This is a genomic window from Streptococcus varani (assembly GCF_001375655.1).
Taxonomy (GTDB): Bacteria; Bacillota; Bacilli; order Lactobacillales; family Streptococcaceae; genus Streptococcus; species Streptococcus varani.
In genome coordinates this window covers 597,529-613,477 of sequence record NZ_CTEN01000001.1, presented here as the reverse complement: position 1 = coordinate 613,477, position 15,949 = coordinate 597,529, and the positions used below count along the sequence as shown (strand labels likewise).

Annotated in this window: 12 protein-coding genes and 5 pseudogenes; 9 read left to right on the top strand and 8 right to left on the bottom strand. The window is 39.4% G+C overall.

What is annotated here, in order from left to right; all coding sequences use genetic code 11:
* Positions 1–33: 33 nt before the first annotated feature.
* The 6 genes from BN1356_RS03080 to BN1356_RS03055 form a co-directional block, all read right to left on the bottom strand.
* Positions 34–864, bottom strand: coding sequence for an alpha/beta hydrolase (locus BN1356_RS03080; RefSeq protein ID WP_093649945.1), 831 nt, complete (start codon positions 862–864; stop codon positions 34–36).
* On the bottom strand, positions 857–2,014 hold the full coding sequence (locus tag BN1356_RS03075; RefSeq protein ID WP_093649944.1) for a serine hydrolase domain-containing protein: 1,158 nt from the start codon (positions 2,012–2,014) through the stop codon (positions 857–859). The genes BN1356_RS03080 and BN1356_RS03075 overlap by 8 nt, the downstream gene beginning before the upstream one ends.
* 100 nt (positions 2,015–2,114) lie before the next feature.
* Positions 2,115–3,215, bottom strand: a complete 1,101-nt coding sequence (alr, locus tag BN1356_RS03070; protein ID WP_093649943.1) for an alanine racemase — start codon at positions 3,213–3,215, stop codon at positions 2,115–2,117.
* Positions 3,205–3,567 carry a holo-ACP synthase gene (gene acpS / locus BN1356_RS03065; RefSeq protein ID WP_093649942.1) on the bottom strand — a complete coding sequence of 121 codons (363 nt, stop codon included), beginning with the start codon at positions 3,565–3,567 and terminating at the stop codon, positions 3,205–3,207. The genes alr and acpS overlap by 11 nt, the downstream gene beginning before the upstream one ends.
* Before the next feature lie 73 nt (positions 3,568–3,640).
* A complete protein-coding gene (secA, locus tag BN1356_RS03060) occupies positions 3,641–6,154 on the bottom strand; it encodes a preprotein translocase subunit SecA (protein WP_093649941.1) in 2,514 nt (837 codons plus the stop codon).
* Between the two features lie 175 nt (positions 6,155–6,329).
* Positions 6,330–7,757, bottom strand: a complete 1,428-nt coding sequence (locus tag BN1356_RS03055; RefSeq protein ID WP_093649940.1) for an ISAs1 family transposase — start codon at positions 7,755–7,757, stop codon at positions 6,330–6,332.
* A 328-nt stretch (positions 7,758–8,085) separates the two neighbouring features.
* On the opposite strand from BN1356_RS03055, the gene BN1356_RS03050 reads away from it, so the two are divergent.
* Together BN1356_RS03050 and BN1356_RS03045 are read left to right on the top strand one after the other, a co-directional pair.
* Entirely contained in the window at positions 8,086–9,324 is a 1,239-nt protein-coding gene (locus BN1356_RS03050) for an ISL3 family transposase (protein WP_176694206.1), read from the top strand.
* A 52-nt stretch (positions 9,325–9,376) separates the two neighbouring features.
* A pseudogene (locus BN1356_RS03045) lies at positions 9,377–9,577 on the top strand (transposase); the annotation flags it as partial.
* Positions 9,578–9,583: 6 nt separating this feature from the next.
* Here BN1356_RS03045 and BN1356_RS03040 read toward each other — a convergent pair.
* A pseudogene (locus BN1356_RS03040) lies at positions 9,584–10,404 on the bottom strand (IS982 family transposase).
* 88 nt (positions 10,405–10,492) lie between these two features.
* On the opposite strand from BN1356_RS03040, the pseudogene BN1356_RS13050 reads away from it, so the two are divergent.
* The 7 genes and pseudogenes from BN1356_RS13050 to BN1356_RS12815 form a co-directional block, all read left to right on the top strand.
* Positions 10,493–11,524: pseudogene (locus BN1356_RS13050) on the top strand (transposase); the annotation flags it as partial.
* Between the two features lie 143 nt (positions 11,525–11,667).
* Positions 11,668–11,852 (top strand): annotated as a pseudogene (locus tag BN1356_RS03020) (hypothetical protein).
* On the top strand, positions 11,833–12,063 hold the full coding sequence (gene tnpB / locus BN1356_RS12825; protein ID WP_342666756.1) for an IS66 family insertion sequence element accessory protein TnpB: 231 nt from the start codon (positions 11,833–11,835) through the stop codon (positions 12,061–12,063). Before BN1356_RS03020 ends, tnpB (BN1356_RS12825) begins: the two are co-directional and overlap by 20 nt.
* A complete protein-coding gene (tnpB, locus tag BN1356_RS12820) occupies positions 12,030–12,182 on the top strand; it encodes a transposase (RefSeq protein WP_245620281.1) in 153 nt (50 codons plus the stop codon). Before tnpB (BN1356_RS12825) ends, tnpB (BN1356_RS12820) begins: the two co-directional genes overlap by 34 nt.
* A 53-nt stretch (positions 12,183–12,235) precedes the next feature.
* On the top strand, positions 12,236–12,442 hold the full coding sequence (locus BN1356_RS03010) for an IS66 family transposase (RefSeq protein ID WP_093649935.1): 207 nt from the start codon (positions 12,236–12,238) through the stop codon (positions 12,440–12,442).
* The gene (gene tnpC / locus BN1356_RS03005; RefSeq protein ID WP_093649934.1) at positions 12,396–13,736 is read left to right on the top strand and encodes an IS66 family transposase; all 1,341 of its coding nucleotides are present in this window, start codon (positions 12,396–12,398) and stop codon (positions 13,734–13,736) included. Before BN1356_RS03010 ends, tnpC begins: the two co-directional genes overlap by 47 nt.
* A gap of 63 nt (positions 13,737–13,799) precedes the next feature.
* Positions 13,800–13,985 (top strand): annotated as a pseudogene (locus BN1356_RS12815) (IS5/IS1182 family transposase); the annotation flags it as partial.
* Positions 13,986–14,217: 232 nt separating this feature from the next.
* Here BN1356_RS12815 and BN1356_RS03000 read toward each other — a convergent pair.
* Positions 14,218–15,834, bottom strand: a complete 1,617-nt coding sequence (locus BN1356_RS03000) for an SEC10/PgrA surface exclusion domain-containing protein (protein ID WP_093649933.1) — start codon at positions 15,832–15,834, stop codon at positions 14,218–14,220.
* Positions 15,835–15,949 lie beyond the last annotated feature (115 nt).

The window sequence follows — 15,949 nt, the reverse complement described above, 5'->3', positions numbered from 1 at the left end:
CAGAAATCCTGTCGTCCTGGAATCAATTTAAAATCATTGACTCTGCAATATTTTTTCCACAATAAGTTCGATGATTTGATCGTTGATGGGCAAACTAGTATGACTTGCCTGATCACCTGTTACTGTAAACTGGCTATAGGATTTAACTTGACCTTGGAAAATATACTTCCCAGCTAGGACACTTGATAAAGGGACTACTAAATCATAATCTAAACTACTTGCTCCAGCAATATTATAAACGGTCAAATCTTTCGGTAGACTTTCTTTATTCATGATCATATCATTCAGAATATCACTCTTCACCGAATCATCGGACTCATAGGAATTGTAGGGTGTACCCAGCGTCACCAAAACTTTGGCAGTCGGGTGAGTCACTTCCCCTATATTTTCCAGATAAAGTGTCCAATTTAAGCCACCATTTGAGTAGCCAATGGCATTGTATTCATTAAAACCATATTTCTCCTGTAAATCGGACATCGCCAAACCGACCCACTCTGTCTGATTGGAAATATTCTCGTAAGTGTCATCAGAATTCTCGTAAGCGATGATAATATAAGGGCGCTTGTCATTACTGTCATAACTCCCCTCGTATTGGATCCTTCCATCCTCTAGAATTCGTGTTTTTAAGACACTATGGGGTTCTGACGCAGCAACCAATTGATCAATCATATAGTCCAAACTGTGCTGATCGCTAGTTGATCCGGGAATAATGATAGTGGGAATTTGGACCTCATTTCCTCTGACATCTTTCTCTGCTATCAGTGCTTTAGAAAACACAATATAAACCAGGGCCAGAGTTAGAGCTAAAATAGAGAGCAAAAGTAGTAAATGTTTTTTTACACATCTTATCATTTTATCAACCATCTACTTCTCCTGAAATATGTAGAACATGCCCAATTAGGCCTTTATTTCGTAAATCATCCATCAGTTGAGGATCATACTTGTTACTGCATAAAACAATAGCATTCTGAGTATCTTTGGTCATATAGACACTTACTTCAAAATCAGAAATAACACCATGCATATGTATATAGTCCTTGAAATGATAGAGGTCGCTGACGTAATTTTTATCCCCTAAGACCGTTAACATAGCATTCAGATTTTCAGAGGACAGCAGCGTTTGTTGAAACTCTTTTTCTAAAAGTTGATAAAGAGCTGAAGCCGTCATAGAAACTTCTCCGGTACCAACTTCTCTCGTATATTCGACAGGGACATGCGGATTCATTTGGCCTGTACTTTTTTGAGAAAAAGTAGTGTCAACTGACGTATTAAATTGTGAGAAAAAAGAAAGATTAATCTTATTTCTTTCTACATACTCTTTTAATAGAAGTTTATAATCTTTATTATATATTTTCCTTAAAACTAGGGCTAAAATAGAATAATTTGCTGGCTGGTAGGTCCAGGTCCCAGGGTAATGAACTACATTTAGATGCTTCAAGACAAATTCCAAGTAATCATCCTCAGATAAATTCGCTACATTTAGGGTTTTAGTATCAGATTGGTAACCGGTTGTCATCGATAATAAGTCTGCAATACTATACTTTTCTGAATCTTTCAAGTTGGGAAGAATAGAATTTAACTTAGTTGAAAGACTTAATTTTTTATCCTCTACAGCCTGCATGATCAACAAAGCAGTCAAGTTTTTTTGTATAGAACCAATCGGGAATAAGCTATTAATAGTATTCGGCTTTTTTGTGTTAAGATTTGCATAACCATAGGCCTTGTGTAAAACAGGTGCTCCATTTTGAACAAGTAGAGCAACACCTTGATAATTATGGCTGACTAGGACACTATCAATAACATGTGCCAAATCACTGCTGGCTTCTTTAGCAGGAATCATTCCCGATCTTTCAACTCTATCCTGTGGCTGTTCTTGTTGCTTATCGCTATTACTTATTTTGATATCATTTGTAAGTACAGAAAAAGCCATCAAACATATCACTAATATTTGAAGGCAGGTGATGATTACGGTGATAAAATTGATTCTAGATTTTCGACGACGTCTTGATTTCATCAGAACTACCTCCTTTTTGTTTAGTATTATACTACTAATACAAGAGATAGACAAGAAAAATGTAAGACCTGTAGATTTCAGAAAATATAAGAAAATCTAGCTATTTAAAATAAAAACGCGGTATACGGTCAGATAGAAGACAAACAACCTCATAATTAATGGTTCCTAGATGGTCTGCCCATTCTTGAGCAGAAATTGCACCTTGCCCATCTTGACCGATCAAGGTTACCTTACTTGCAATCGGATAAGACTTGGGAAGCCGAACAGTGATTTGATCCATGGACACACGGCCCACAACAGGACAGAGTTCTCCATCTACTAAAACATGGAAGTCCTGCATTTTACGAAGAAAGCCATCCGCATAACCAATGGGAATTGTTCCTATATACTCACTTTGACTACAAGTATAGGTTGCCCCATAACCAACCCTACTTCCAGCTTCCAGCTCTTTAACATGGACCAACTCTGACGTTAAAGATAGGGCTGCTTTTACGTTATAAGGTAATTCCAAATCGCGACCACTAGGATTGAGACCATAAAGGATATCACCCAATCGGACCATGTTAAAAACTGTGTCTGCGTGCCAAATACTGGTTGCCGAATTACTAGCATGAACCAAGCTAGGTAAATAGTCTAATTCAGAAATAATCCGTTTAAAACAAGATAATTGCTCTAAAAACTGACTTTTATCTGCTTGGTCTGCACTAGCAAAATGAGTAAAAATCCCTTCTACACGCGCCTCATTGGCCAACAAGTTAGCAATAGCTAAATTGGTAGCTTGACTGGTCCGAAAACCAATCCGTCCCATCCCTGTATCCACTTTGATATGAAGGCGTAGGCCTTTTAGAGCGGAAATTTCTAGCCTATCGATCCATTCTTGACTTGCTGCAGTGAGGATAATATTGGCTTCAAGAGCTAGAGGAATAGCAGCTACTGGAACAACACCCAAGACTAGAATCTCTTTCCCTATGCCTGCTTGCCGCAGTTCCAAGGCTTCATCAATATTGGACACACAAAATCCAGCTACCTGGGCTTGTAAAGCTTGAGCCACTGCAACAACACCATGTCCATAAGCATTGGCTTTGACCACAGCAAAAACTTCTGTCTCCTTTGGCAAGTGACTAACTACTTGCTCTAAATTATATGATATTGCCGATAAATCCACTTCAATTCGTGTCGGTCTGTGATAACTAGCTTTCATTTTCTTCCTCCAAAATCACACTAGCTTGAACAAAGTTCCCAGAATGGCTAATGGATACCCAGGTCCTGACTAAGATTGGCGATTTACTGATGTAAGGAGCCCCTTTTTCATCTGTCAAAATCTCGATATCTTGGAACCCAACCTGTCCTATACCTGTTCCCATAGCTTTGCTAAAGGCCTCTTTAGCCGACCAACGACCTGCTAAATATTGCACTTGACGTTTTTCCTTAAAGCTGGAAAAAATAGCATATTCTTTTTCTGTTAAAACTTTTTTTGCAAAGGATGGCCGTTTCTTCATAGCCTCCTCAATGGATTTCATATCTTGCAAATCAATCCCATGTCCTATGATCATATCTTTTTTTCCAAAAAAGGTCAGGAAATATTCCTAGACCTTATTCCTTATATATAATGATGCCGCAATCGATTTAGTGGCGACCGTGACAATTTTTAAATTTCTTACCAGAACCACATGGGCACGGATCATTGCGGTCAATATTTTCGAATGACACTGCATTTGCCTTTCCTGGAACGATGTTCTTAACGGCTGTTGTATGAGCTTCATGAACAGTCCGCTCACGTTCAATATTATCATGAATCTGCGCTTTCATCATGAGACGAGTCACATCAAACTCGATAGCGCCAATCATATCATTAAACATAGTAAAGGCTTCCGATTGGTATTCAACAACAGGGTTATTTTGTGCATAACCTCGGAGACTAACAGCATTCCGCAATTGATCTAAGGCATCGATATGATCTGTCCACTTGTTATCAACAACTCGGAGGATCAAGACTTTTTGGAACTCACGGACACGCTCTTCATCGCGCAATTTTTCAACCTGTTTTTCGTAAACAGACAAAGCTCGATTAAAGAGTTCCTCCTTGATTTGCTCATCGGCCTTACCGTTCAAGTCAGCCAAAGTGATAGACTCTTCTGCAACCAGACTAGTTTGAGCGAAGCGCAAGATGGCTTCTAAAGCCTCTTCACGCTTCATACCTTTATGGTTGGCGATCTGACGCTCAATTGTTCGCTTGATCATGCCCTTAATTTCAGGAGCTAGATCACGATTGGAAGTGATTACATCCTGACGCTGGCGGTAAATAATTTCACGTTGCTCACGCATGACATCATCGTATTGAAGGATTTGTTTCCGAGAATCGTAGTTATTTCCCTCGACACGTTTTTGAGCCCCTTCAACCTGACGAGTCAACATCCCTGACTTGATAACGGACTCTTCTTCTGTCAAATTCATGCGTTCCATGAAAGCCTTGATCCGTTCTGAACCAAAGCGCTTCATCAAATCATCTTCTAATGACAGGTAGAATTGAGATGCACCCGGGTCACCTTGACGTCCAGAACGTCCACGCAACTGGTTATCAATCCGGCGACTCTCATGGCGTTCTGTACCAATGACGCAAAGTCCACCTAATTCACGAACACCAGGGCCCAACTTGATATCTGTACCACGCCCGGCCATATTTGTCGCAATAGTAACAGCCCCTCGTTGACCAGCATTCATAATGATTTGTGCTTCACGATAGTGGTTCTTCGCATTGAGTACCTCGTGAGGAACTCCTGCGGCAACCAAGCGACGTGAAAGATAGTCAGAGGTTTCAACCGCAACCGTACCAACCAAGACTGGCTGACCTTTTTCATAGTGATTCTTCACATCAGACACAACTGCATTGAACTTGTACTCTAAGTTTGGATAAAGAAGATCTTCGTGGTCTTCACGAATGACTGGCTTGTTGGTTGGAATTGGAATGACACGCATGTTGTAAACTTCGCGGAATTCGTCTTCTTCTGTCTTCGCAGTACCGGTCATCCCTGCCAATTTTTTGTACATACGGAACATGTTTTGGTATGTAATAGAAGCACTTGTTTTTGATTCGTTTTGAACAGGAACGCCTTCTTTTGCCTCAATCGCTTGGTGAAGACCGTCAGAATAACGACGCCCTTCCATAGTACGACCTGTAAATGGATCGATAATCATGACTTCTTGTTCTTCATTGACCAAGTAGTCAATCTCATTGAGCATGATGTAATTAGCACGAAGTGCATTGTCGATAAAGTGTGTCAGAGCTACATTCTCAACATCATAGAGATTTTCTAAGCGGAAGAAAGATTCAGCCTTATCAATACCAGTATCCGCTAAACCGATGGTTTTTGAAGACACATCGATGATGTAATCATCCTTATCCAAAGATTTAACAAAATTATCTGACATGAAGTAGAGTTGGTTTGTTTCTGAATTTGTCGCACCAGAGACAATCAATGGAGTCCGTGCTTCATCAATCAAGACTGAATCCACCTCATCGACCAAGGCATAATTAAGCGGACGTTGGACCATATCTTCAGCACGCACTACCATGTTATCACGAAGATAGTCAAAGCCAATCTCCGCATTGGTTGAATAGGTGATATCACATAAGTAAGCTTCACGTTTTTCAAAAGATGATTTTGCCGCTAAATTAATCCCTACTGAAAGCCCTAGCCAAGCATACAATTCACCCATCTCAGTCGCGTCACGCGTTGCCAAGTATTCGTTGACCGTTACAACGTGCACACCTTGACCAGCAAGGGCATTGAGATAAACAGGCATGGTCGCCGTCAAGGTTTTACCTTCACCCGTACGCATCTCAGGTACATCCCCATTGTGGAGAACGATACCACCCATAATCTGCACCAGGTAAGGATAAAGACCAAGAACACGCTTGGACGCTTCACGCACTACTGCAAAAGCTTCATAAAGTAAATCATCTAAGCTCTCCCCTTTTTGATAACGCTCCTTAAATTCTAGGGTTTTTGCTTGGAGTTGCTCATCTGACAAAGCAGCCATTTGATCAGCATAGGAGATGACTTTGTCAGCCATTTTTTCTAATTTTTTCAGTTCTCCCTTATCATTTTCAATGAGAGAACGAAGGATATTTCTTGCCATTTCATACTTCCTAAGTTTATTTCAGTTCAATTATTTATTATACCATATTTAATGCTTGTTTTCAAGGATTACTGACACTTATGCACGCCGTACGCATGAAAAGTTTCTCTTAACCTTTTTGTGCCTAGGGTCGATTTTTAAAAGGTAGAAAGTTCGTTTGATCATTAATTGGTCCCTACTTTCCAAATAACTGTGGTAAATAATCATTCAAATGGACAGAAATATAGCGTTGTTTTCTGCGATAACTGAGATCCTTCTTAGGAAATTGAATAACCTTCAAGAAATAAAGACACAATTTTCGAATGGCGTTTAGATTGAAGGCTGCTCGCTTGTCTAAGGTCTGGTTGTGGTCTTCTCGGTAAACAACATCTAGTAACCAGTGCATGCTTTCTACTGACCAATGTCCTCTGACACAAGAGGCAAATGTTTCAACATCCTTTTTAAAACTGATAATAAAGTAACGAACTTCCTCTGTCAGCACACCATCCCTGTCAATAGTATTCTTAGTCATACCAATACCACTCAGTTTCTGCCAATGAGGATGCCTGTCTGACAACCATTTCACATCGTAAGAGACCCAGTATTCTCGAATTTCAATTTGACTCCGAGCTTTCTCCACCGTTTGGTATTGTGGGTGAAAGCCATAACGCAGACTATCACAGGATTTATCATAACCTTTATACAATAACTCTATTTCTTCACATTGATCATCTACCCAGAAGACTTGACCTGACTGGTTATAGACAATATCAGTATCTAAATATTGTCGTGTTTCCTCCTCTTTCCATCGATGAGGTGCATCAATAATAGGGAGAATATCCGCATCCTCTAAGAGGTGTTGAAGCGGTTCACCGCTGTAACCGCGATCTGCCATCAGATACTGAGCTCTGTCTAAAACTTTCTCACTTAGGTGACTAATCATCTTCTTAGCGACAGTCTGTTCCCCCTTTGAAGCAGGTGTCACTTCCCAGGCAATCGGGAGTTCGTAATGGGCATCCACGATGAGATGACAGCGAAATCCATAGTAATTTTCTTTTTTCACGTACCCATTGTTACCATGTCTTTCTTTACAAGTGAAATCGGCATCCAGATCAGATCGCTTATCTTTTTTCTTTTTCTGACCATAAGGAGTCGCATAACTTTCAATTAGTTTCCCATCTAAAGCCAGTTCCTTACCGAAATCAGGAAGGAGCTCATAGAGGCCTGAAACTCCTGACTGAACCCAGTACTCAACATCGGGACAGAGTTCTACCAAATCTTGAATAAAACGTGAAAAGGCCGATTTGGAGGGAGCGTGAACCAGTTTCCTTGTTCCGTTCTTTAATTTGACACCGTGCGTTTCAAATCCACATATTTGTCGAAGCTGACTATTCATATTCAGATGCCGAATCAATTGTTGGTCGGTTTCCAGCTGTAAAATAAATTTAGACACGTAGGCGATGAAGTAAGATTGAACACTATAATCTCGACGTCCATGACGACGTCTTTCTTCCAGACACTGGAAGAGGTTGGTTTTTGGCAAACCATCCAGAACAGTCAAAATTTTTTCTAAATCGCCCATTTCATGGTCCTCAAAGAGGTTGAGTTGTGTTATAATTTTCATGTGAGACCTCGCTAATAGCTATAGTTTGCACTACTATTATAACGCTTTGACGTTGAATGATGGCTCACAAAGGGAAAAATCGCTACAGACCGTGGCGATTTTTCTTTTTAGGTTACCCTTAAACCTTGATAAAGCTAAGTTCAAGAAAAAGGGTAATGATTCTTAAAACTTTATATTCCATGTTCAGTCAAACAAGTAAAAAAGGCTCTATAATTTCTGTAGTGGGTAAGACCACTGTGGAAAATATGGAGCCTTTTTGAGTGTATACAAAAAGTCCCATATGACCTATAATGAAAAGAGACACAACCATCATTTTAGAAAGACTCATATGGAACAATTTGATTTTATCACAAACTTACTCGGAATTAAAGACCCTAACATCACTATTTTAGACTTTGTGGATGCTGGAACTCATAAGGAGGTTATCGCTAAACTTGACTATCCGGCTCCTAAGTGCCATAACTGCCATGGTCAGATGGCTAAATATGACCTCCAAAAAGAATCTAAAATCCCCTATCTGGAATGTGCTGGTTATAAGACCTTGATTCGATTAAGAAAACGTCGTTTCCGCTGTCAAGATTGCGGAAAAATGGCGGTAGCTGAGACTTCTTTGGTCAAGAAGAAGCATCAAATACCAGCTATTGTTAACCATAAAATTGCTCAAAAGCTGATTGAGAAAGCTTCTATGACAGCCATCGCTGAATGCTTGGCCGTATCCACTTCAACAGTCATTCGCAAACTCAAGGAGTTCCAATTCAAGACTGACTTAACCTGGCTCCCAACCAATATGAGCTGGGATGAGTACAGCTTCAAGAAAGGCAAGATGAGTTTCATTGCTCAGGATTTCGACTCGCAAAATATTCTGGCCATCCTTGATGGTAGAACACAGGCAACTATTCGAAACCACTTCCTCCACTATTCTAGACAGGTTAGAAACCGGGTTAGTGTCATCACCATGGACATGTTTAGCCCCTACTATGACATCGCTAAAAAATTATTTCCAAACGATAAAATTGTCCTCGATCGCTTTCATATCGTCCAACATATGAGTCGGGCTATGAACCGTCTGCACATTCAAGTCATGAATCAGTTTGACAGAAAATCTTATGAATACAAAGCTTTCAAGCGTTACTGGAAACTCATTCAACAGGATAGCCGTAAACTCAACGATAAACGCTTTTATCGCCCTACTTTGACCAACAAAGAGATTCTAGAAAAGCTACTCTCTTACTCGCAGGAACTTCGTGAACATTACGAACTCTATCAACTCTTACTCTTTCACTTTCAAGAGAAGCAAGCTGAAAATTTCTTTGACATCATTGAGGAGCTGCTTCCCAGCGTAAATCCCATCTTTCACACTATTTTTAAAACCTTTTTGAAGGATAAGAACAAGATCATCAACGCATTAGAACTCCCCTATTCAAACGCCAAACTAGAGGCTACTAACAACCTCATCAAAGTCATTAAGTGTAATGCCTTTGGTTTCCGGAACTTTGAAAACTTTAAATTAAGAATTCTCATCGCTTTGAACATCAAAAAGGAGAGAACCAAGTTGGGAGCCCACTGAAAAAGTCATCGTTTGATGGCTTTTTTTGCTATACTAAAGTAGAGGTAATGGTATGCTTGATAATCAGTTGACTCTAGATGTCAGTCCTTATTCTACTCTGTATGATATTGTTGTTCCTAAGAGTCATTTTTTACATCAGTTAACAGAGCTATGTGATTTTAACTTTATTTATGATGAGCTAGAAAAGAATTATCGTCCTGACTTTGGACGTCGTGCCTACTCTCCTATAATGATGTTCAAATATCTCTTACTCGTGGTGCTAGTTAATCTCAAAGTATCTTAGATTATAAGCCAGTATCATTTGCTCAATACTTAACTGTAGTCCTGTTAAACCTCTAGTCAGAGTGTGTTCTATATCAAAAAGACTGCAAAGTTCTGAAAAGCGTGTCTCAATGGTTCGTCTCATGGCCATTAATTTCCAATGGTTATGTTGTTTAGACCCTTCCATTTTTTGTCGTAAAGGAGTCCAAAGATGATAGCCTTTTTGAACCAAATGGTCTTTAAGGTCTCTACTAAGATAGCCTAAATCAGCTAAAATATAAGGTTGTCGGCAATTTTCTAGTAAGTCATCAACTGCTCTGATGTCATGAACAGAAGCCGATGTCACAACATAGTTCAGGATATAGCCAGATAAAGTGACCAGCATATGTACTTTAAACCCATAGAACCATAGGTGTTTGGAAGCATTGTAACCAATATCTGCTAATCCTTCAAAAATACGAGCTCTATGATGACGATGGTCTCATGAGACATGTGACTATTCATGGCTTGTCTAATGATTTGAACTAACCAAATCGACTGTCTTGCTCGTCGATTGAAGCGACTTCTTTCTAGGAGACACCCGCAAGGAAATAAGTGACAGATACGATAGAAGTGTCGTTGCGACTTAGTACCTAGCTCAGCTTGTAAAATAAGCAAAACTAATAGTGATTGATCTGAAACCTTAGATAAACTGATATTGTGACGATGTTTGAAAGATTCAGGACAATAATCCCTATACAGCTGATGGCATATTTTTGATAATTGCTTCAAATTCAATTGTAAGTGATGAGATTTAGCTGTATACTGTAAGTGTCTCATTTGGACTAACCTCCTGTTTGTTTAGGCACTTACAGTATAGTCCTTTTGGGCTTTTTATTGTATTTTTGAGATTAACTAGCACCACGGGTATCTCTTATTAAAAGATATCTATAAGTTGTCCGATGTGGATGTGGTAGAGCGCTCCTATTCTGATATGGCCTTCAAATACTTTCTTGGTCTAGCTCCAGAAGCCTCCGTTATTGAACCCTCTTCATTGACTAAATTCCGCAAACTTCGGATCAAGGATGACCGATTACTTGATTTGCTCATCACTAAATCCGTTCAGATTGCGATAGAACTTGGCTTAATGAAAAGTCACATTCTTATTGTGGATGCGACCCATACCAAAGCTCATCACAGTCACAAGAAACCACAAGAAGTTCTCCGAGAACGCTCAAAATACTTGCGTAAAACGATTTACCAGTATTCGGAAGTGATTAAGACAGAATTTCCTAGTAAACCTCAGGAAGATACTCTAGTAGCTGAATTAAGGTATACCCAAGAATGACTATCAGTCCTTGAGAAGCATGATGAATTGACTGTAATACCAGCTGTTTCACAAAAACTTAATTACCTCAAAGAAGCTGTAGAGGATGACGTAGAACACTTGGAATCTTCTGTCAAAGAAGAGGCAAGGATTGGTCATAAGTCAGCTGATAGTTCCTTTTACGGGTATAAAGAGCATCTTGCCATGACAGATGAGCGTATTATCGCAGCCTGTGTTGGGACATCTGGTGAAAAAAGTGATGGTCCTGTTTTAGAAAACTTGTATCAAAAATCTAAGGAGAACGGTGTAATAATCGAAGCTATTGTTGGAGATAAGGCATACTCCGGGAAAGATAATATTAAATTTACAAAGAAAGAACGTGTACATTTAGTCGCTAAGCTACATCTAGCTGTTTCACAAGGTTTTCGTAGGAAGGAAGATGATTTTTTTTTATAATAAGGATGCCGGTCTCTTTGTTTGTCCAGAAGGACATATGGCGATAAAGAAGGCTAAAACAGGGCGGACGACGGGGAATATAATCCTCAAGAAACCCACTATTTTGACATTTCTCACTGTCAAATCTGCCCTTCAAAAGTGGGCTGTTATAAAGAAGGAGCTAGGTCTAAAACCTATTAAATAACGCTTAAAAGTGATGAACATCTTTTTCAAAAGAGGTTTGAGGAAACGTCCTATTGTAACCGCCTAATAACAAGGTATCTATCTAATCACTCCCTCCTCCAGTATACTGTTAAAAAAACATAACTGGAGGACTTATTATGTCACACCCAATCGTACCATTGGCTGTTCCAAAATCTCATCGCTTTGAGAAGAAAGGCAGAAATGATATTCCGATGAAAATTCGTCTCGGAAAGGTGGAAGTCACATTCTTCCAATCTATCAACCATGAAGTAATGGAAATGATTTTGGATAAGTGCTGCATTATGACCATTCGACTCAGTGATTTAGGTCAAGTCTACTTGGTTTGCGGGAAAACAGACATGCGTCAAGGGATTGATTCTCTCGCCTACCTTGTCAAAAGTCAATTCAATCTGGATCCCTTCTCAGGTCAAGTTTATCTCTTCTGCGAGGTCGAAAAGACAGGTTCAAAGCTCTTTACTGGGACGGACAGGGATTTTGTTTGCTTTACAAACGTTTTGAAAATGGGAAATTGACCTGGCCAAACAATGAAGAAGAGGTCAAGGCTCTGACTTCCGAACAAGTAGGCTGGCTCATGAAAGGATTTTCGATCAATCCAAAAATAAATATTTCAAAAAGTCGTGATTTCTATTGAAATCACAGCTTTTCTTTCGGTATAATGAGATAAAAAGAGGGAGGCTCAATAGTATGGATGAGTTATTGGCAATTATTAAACAACAGACCTCAACGATTGAACAACTTACCAACGAGTTGACCCTCCTTCGTGAGCAGGTTGAGTATCTGAGACAGAAACTCTACGGAAAATCATCAGAGAAGGTAGTGCATCAATCCGGTCATCTGAGCTTGTTTGGGGAGGAAAATCTCCCTGAAGAAGAAGCTGACTTACCCAGTTGAAACAGAGACCATCACCTATAAACGCAAGAAATCCAAGGGGGTTCGTCAGGCTATTTTTAGTCAGTTCACTCCAGAGATTGTTCATCACGAATTGCAGGGCGGAGACTGCACTTGTCCAGACTGTCATGATCAGTTGAAAGAGATTGGTTCTACTGTTCAACGACAAGAGTTGGTCTTCATTCCCGCACAATTAAAGCGGATTGACCATGTTCAACACGCATACAAGTGTCAGGCATGTAGTCAGAAGAATCTGAGCGATAAGATTATCAAGGCTCCTGTTCCTAAGGCACCTTTGGCACATAGATTGGGCTCGGCCTCTATCATCGCCCACACCATTCACCAGAAGTTCAATCTTAAGGTGCCCAATTACCGTCAGGAAGATTATTGGAACAAGCTTGGCCTGCCCATCAGTCGGAAGGAAATAGCCAACTGGCATATCAAGTCTAGTCAGTATTATTTCGAGCCGATTTATAACCTGTTGCACGAAAAATTGTTGGAGCAGCCTATTCTCCATGCGGACGAAACCTCCTACAAGGTCTTGGAAAATGATAGCCAATTGACCTTCTACTGGACCTTCTTGTCTGGGAAGCATGAGAACCTCTATCACCATGACAAACGACGGAGTGGATTAGTTGTGGAGGAATTTCTTGGAGATTATGTGGGTTATGTACATTGTGATATGTGGAGTGCTTATAGGCAGTTAGACAAGGCTCAGCTGGTTGGTTGTTGGGCTCACGTCAGACGGAAGTTCTTTGAGGCGACTCCTAAGAAGACAGACAAGACTTCTTTAGGAGCCATGGGCTTAGCCTATTGCGACCGCCTGTTTGCCTTGGAGAGCGGCTGGGCTGACTTGTCTAGCGAGGAGCGACTGCATAAACGCCAGACAGAGTTGGCTCCCTTAATGGACGAGTTCTTTGACTGGTGTCGTGAGCAATCTGTTTTGCCAGGCTCCAAATTGGGCAATGCAATAGAGTATAGCCTCAACTACGAAGCCACTTTCCGAACCGTTCTCTCGGACGGTGACTTAGTCTTGTCTAATAATATGGCTGAAAGGGCAATGAAGACCTTAGTGATGGGTCGTAAAAATTGGTTATTCTCCCAAAGTTTTGAGGGAGCCAAGTCGACAGCTATCATTCTGAGTCTTTTGGAAACTGCTAAACGACACGGCCTTGATGCAGAGAAATATATGACCTATCTTCTAGAACACTTACCTAACGAGGAGACGCTCGCAAAAAAAGAGGTGCTAGAGGCTTATTTGCCATGGAAGGAAAAAATTAAAAGAGCGTGTAAATAGAAAAAGGTTCCAGAGTCGACAGGACTTTGGAGCCTTTTCAATATACCTTGTTATTGGGCGGTTACGTCCTATTTTAAAGAAAAGGCGAAACAACTCTACAAGATAGAAGCCAAAAATGCGGAGCTTAAACACAGACATGGTCTTGATGTTGCCAGAGCATCAGGTCTTTTCAACATGGAATTACAAGCGGCTACAAACATATTTGTGTTTAATATGAAAAGGATTATGACTCTAATAAACTCAAAATAGAGCCAAACCAAAAAGGAATCTACCAAGTAGGTGATAGATTCCTCTTTTTTCATTTTAATTAAACTGTAGAGTTTACTTTTTCAGTGGGTTCCAAATTTGGTCCTCTCCAGATTATGACTTTTCAGCAACCCACTACAGTTGACAAAGAGCCATACTTTGAAAGGCTGGCATTGAGTCGTCAGCCTTTCTGTATTATGTGACTTTCAACTTTTTGTTGAAAACCATTTATTGTTTATTTAGAGTTCCAAGCAACTCCCTCTTGATTCCATCCACGTGTCGCAAGAACTTTATATTCATTTGCATCCTTTGTATAAAGATGTTTTTTTAAATCTGGATTATACATACGGTAAATCTTTACAGTTCCTTCTGAACGATAGCTGATACCTTCTTTTTGCCATCCATGAGTAGATAGAATTTGGTATTCATTAACATCTTTAGTATACAGATGAACTTTCAAACCAGGATTATACATACGATAAACTGGTACACCACTTTTCGTAGTTTTCCAAGATTCACCTTCCTGTTGCCATCCACGAGTAGCAAGTATATCATACTCAATTGAATCAGTCGTGTACAGATGGACCTTCAAACCAGGGTTATACATACGGTAGACTGCCAAAAGTGAATCATCTTTCTTACCAACTGTCGTTGCACCCACGTAAGAAGCACTTGAAGAAGGTTTTTGTTTATTCGTACTAGATGATGAACTACTTCCTTGTTCTTTTTTCAAATCATCCAATGATTTTTGTGCTTCAGCCAAAGCAGCTTTAGCTCTCGAAAGTGTAGCATCAGCAGTAGATTTTTCAGTCAATCTAGTTTTATAAATTACCTGAACACTTCCAAATTCCGTTTGTGCTTCACTTACTTTAGAGACAAGAAGCTCATCTGTATTTTGATTCTGAAATGCTACAGTATCAAAATTGCTACCAGGTAAAATTAAATTAGATCTAACTGAAATTTTATGAACGTTAAGCAAATTATCATATCCTGAAAAGCTTAAAGCTAAATAAGAAGTAGAACCATTATCATATAAACCGGTTACACTTAAAGCATGATGAAGCCATTCGTCTTTAGGAAAAAGAAAACCAACGTAAGTATCATAAATTACATGCTTAAGACCTGACATAGTTATAGGATATCGATTGAAGTAAGAAGACTTACTTTCATAGAATTGATTGACTTCAGAGTCTATACTATACAGCCCCCAAGTCTTTGAAATAGAATTAATTGCTGTAGCATAATGCTTATTATAAGTAGGATAGCGAGAATCGAGGTAAGCTCTTGAAATATCTGATGAAAAATTAATTGCACTTTGAGTAACTAAAGTTTCAGGCAAACCAAACTGAGTTCGAATTTGATTCTCAACTGTTTGAGCAAAAAAAGACAATTCTAACTTATGGTCATTACTTAAGTTGTTCAAATCAACCACATAGTTATCGTTTGGATTAGGAGTATACTGATTCAATGCTATTAAAGAATCAGCCATTCCAGCCAATTGACTTTTTAAAGCATTATCGTAGCTAGTTTTATAGGATTTTAAAGTATTTATATACTCCTCTGTCAAAGTAAAAATTGGATAACTACTTAAATCATTTTGAGCCTTGCTTAAATTTGATTTTGCAGTATCATATCTAACTTCTGCAGAAGCCAAATTATTAGTTGCCGTAATAACACTATCTTCAGCTTTTCTAACAGCTTCTTGAGCTGTTAGAACCTCAGCTTCAGCTTGGTTAATCGCAGTCTGACTTGTATTAGCTAAAACTGGACTGGCAGTACTAAATAACATTGTCCCTAACATTGCAATAGAGATAGTTCTTATAGTCTTTTTCATTTTTCTTCCAACTTTCATTTATTTCTATTTTACCATTTTAATCAACACAGCGTCAACTGAAACCACGCCGTACGCACAAAAAGTTTCTCTTAACCTTTTTGTGCCTAGAAACGATTTTTAAGAAGGTAGAAAG

What these genes read in the sequence shown, in the direction of transcription:
- tnpB (WP_342666756.1), top strand. Translation starts at nt 11,833, where the DNA reads ATGACCATTCGACTCAGTGATTTAGGTCAAGTCTACTTGGTTTGCGGG.
- BN1356_RS03055 (WP_093649940.1), bottom strand. Translation starts at nt 7,757, where the DNA reads ATGAAAATTATAACACAACTCAACCTCTTTGAGGACCATGAAATGGGC.
- BN1356_RS03000 (WP_093649933.1), bottom strand. Translation starts at nt 15,834, where the DNA reads ATGAAAGTTGGAAGAAAAATGAAAAAGACTATAAGAACTATCTCTATT.
- acpS (WP_093649942.1), bottom strand. Translation starts at nt 3,567, where the DNA reads ATGATCATAGGACATGGGATTGATTTGCAAGATATGAAATCCATTGAG.
- secA (WP_093649941.1), bottom strand. Translation starts at nt 6,154, where the DNA reads ATGGCAAGAAATATCCTTCGTTCTCTCATTGAAAATGATAAGGGAGAA.
- BN1356_RS03010 (WP_093649935.1), top strand. Translation starts at nt 12,236, where the DNA reads ATGGATGAGTTATTGGCAATTATTAAACAACAGACCTCAACGATTGAA.
- BN1356_RS03050 (WP_176694206.1), top strand. Translation starts at nt 8,086, where the DNA reads ATGGAACAATTTGATTTTATCACAAACTTACTCGGAATTAAAGACCCT.
- BN1356_RS03075 (WP_093649944.1), bottom strand. Translation starts at nt 2,014, where the DNA reads ATGAAATCAAGACGTCGTCGAAAATCTAGAATCAATTTTATCACCGTA.
- BN1356_RS03080 (WP_093649945.1), bottom strand. Translation starts at nt 864, where the DNA reads ATGGTTGATAAAATGATAAGATGTGTAAAAAAACATTTACTACTTTTG.
- alr (WP_093649943.1), bottom strand. Translation starts at nt 3,215, where the DNA reads ATGAAAGCTAGTTATCACAGACCGACACGAATTGAAGTGGATTTATCG.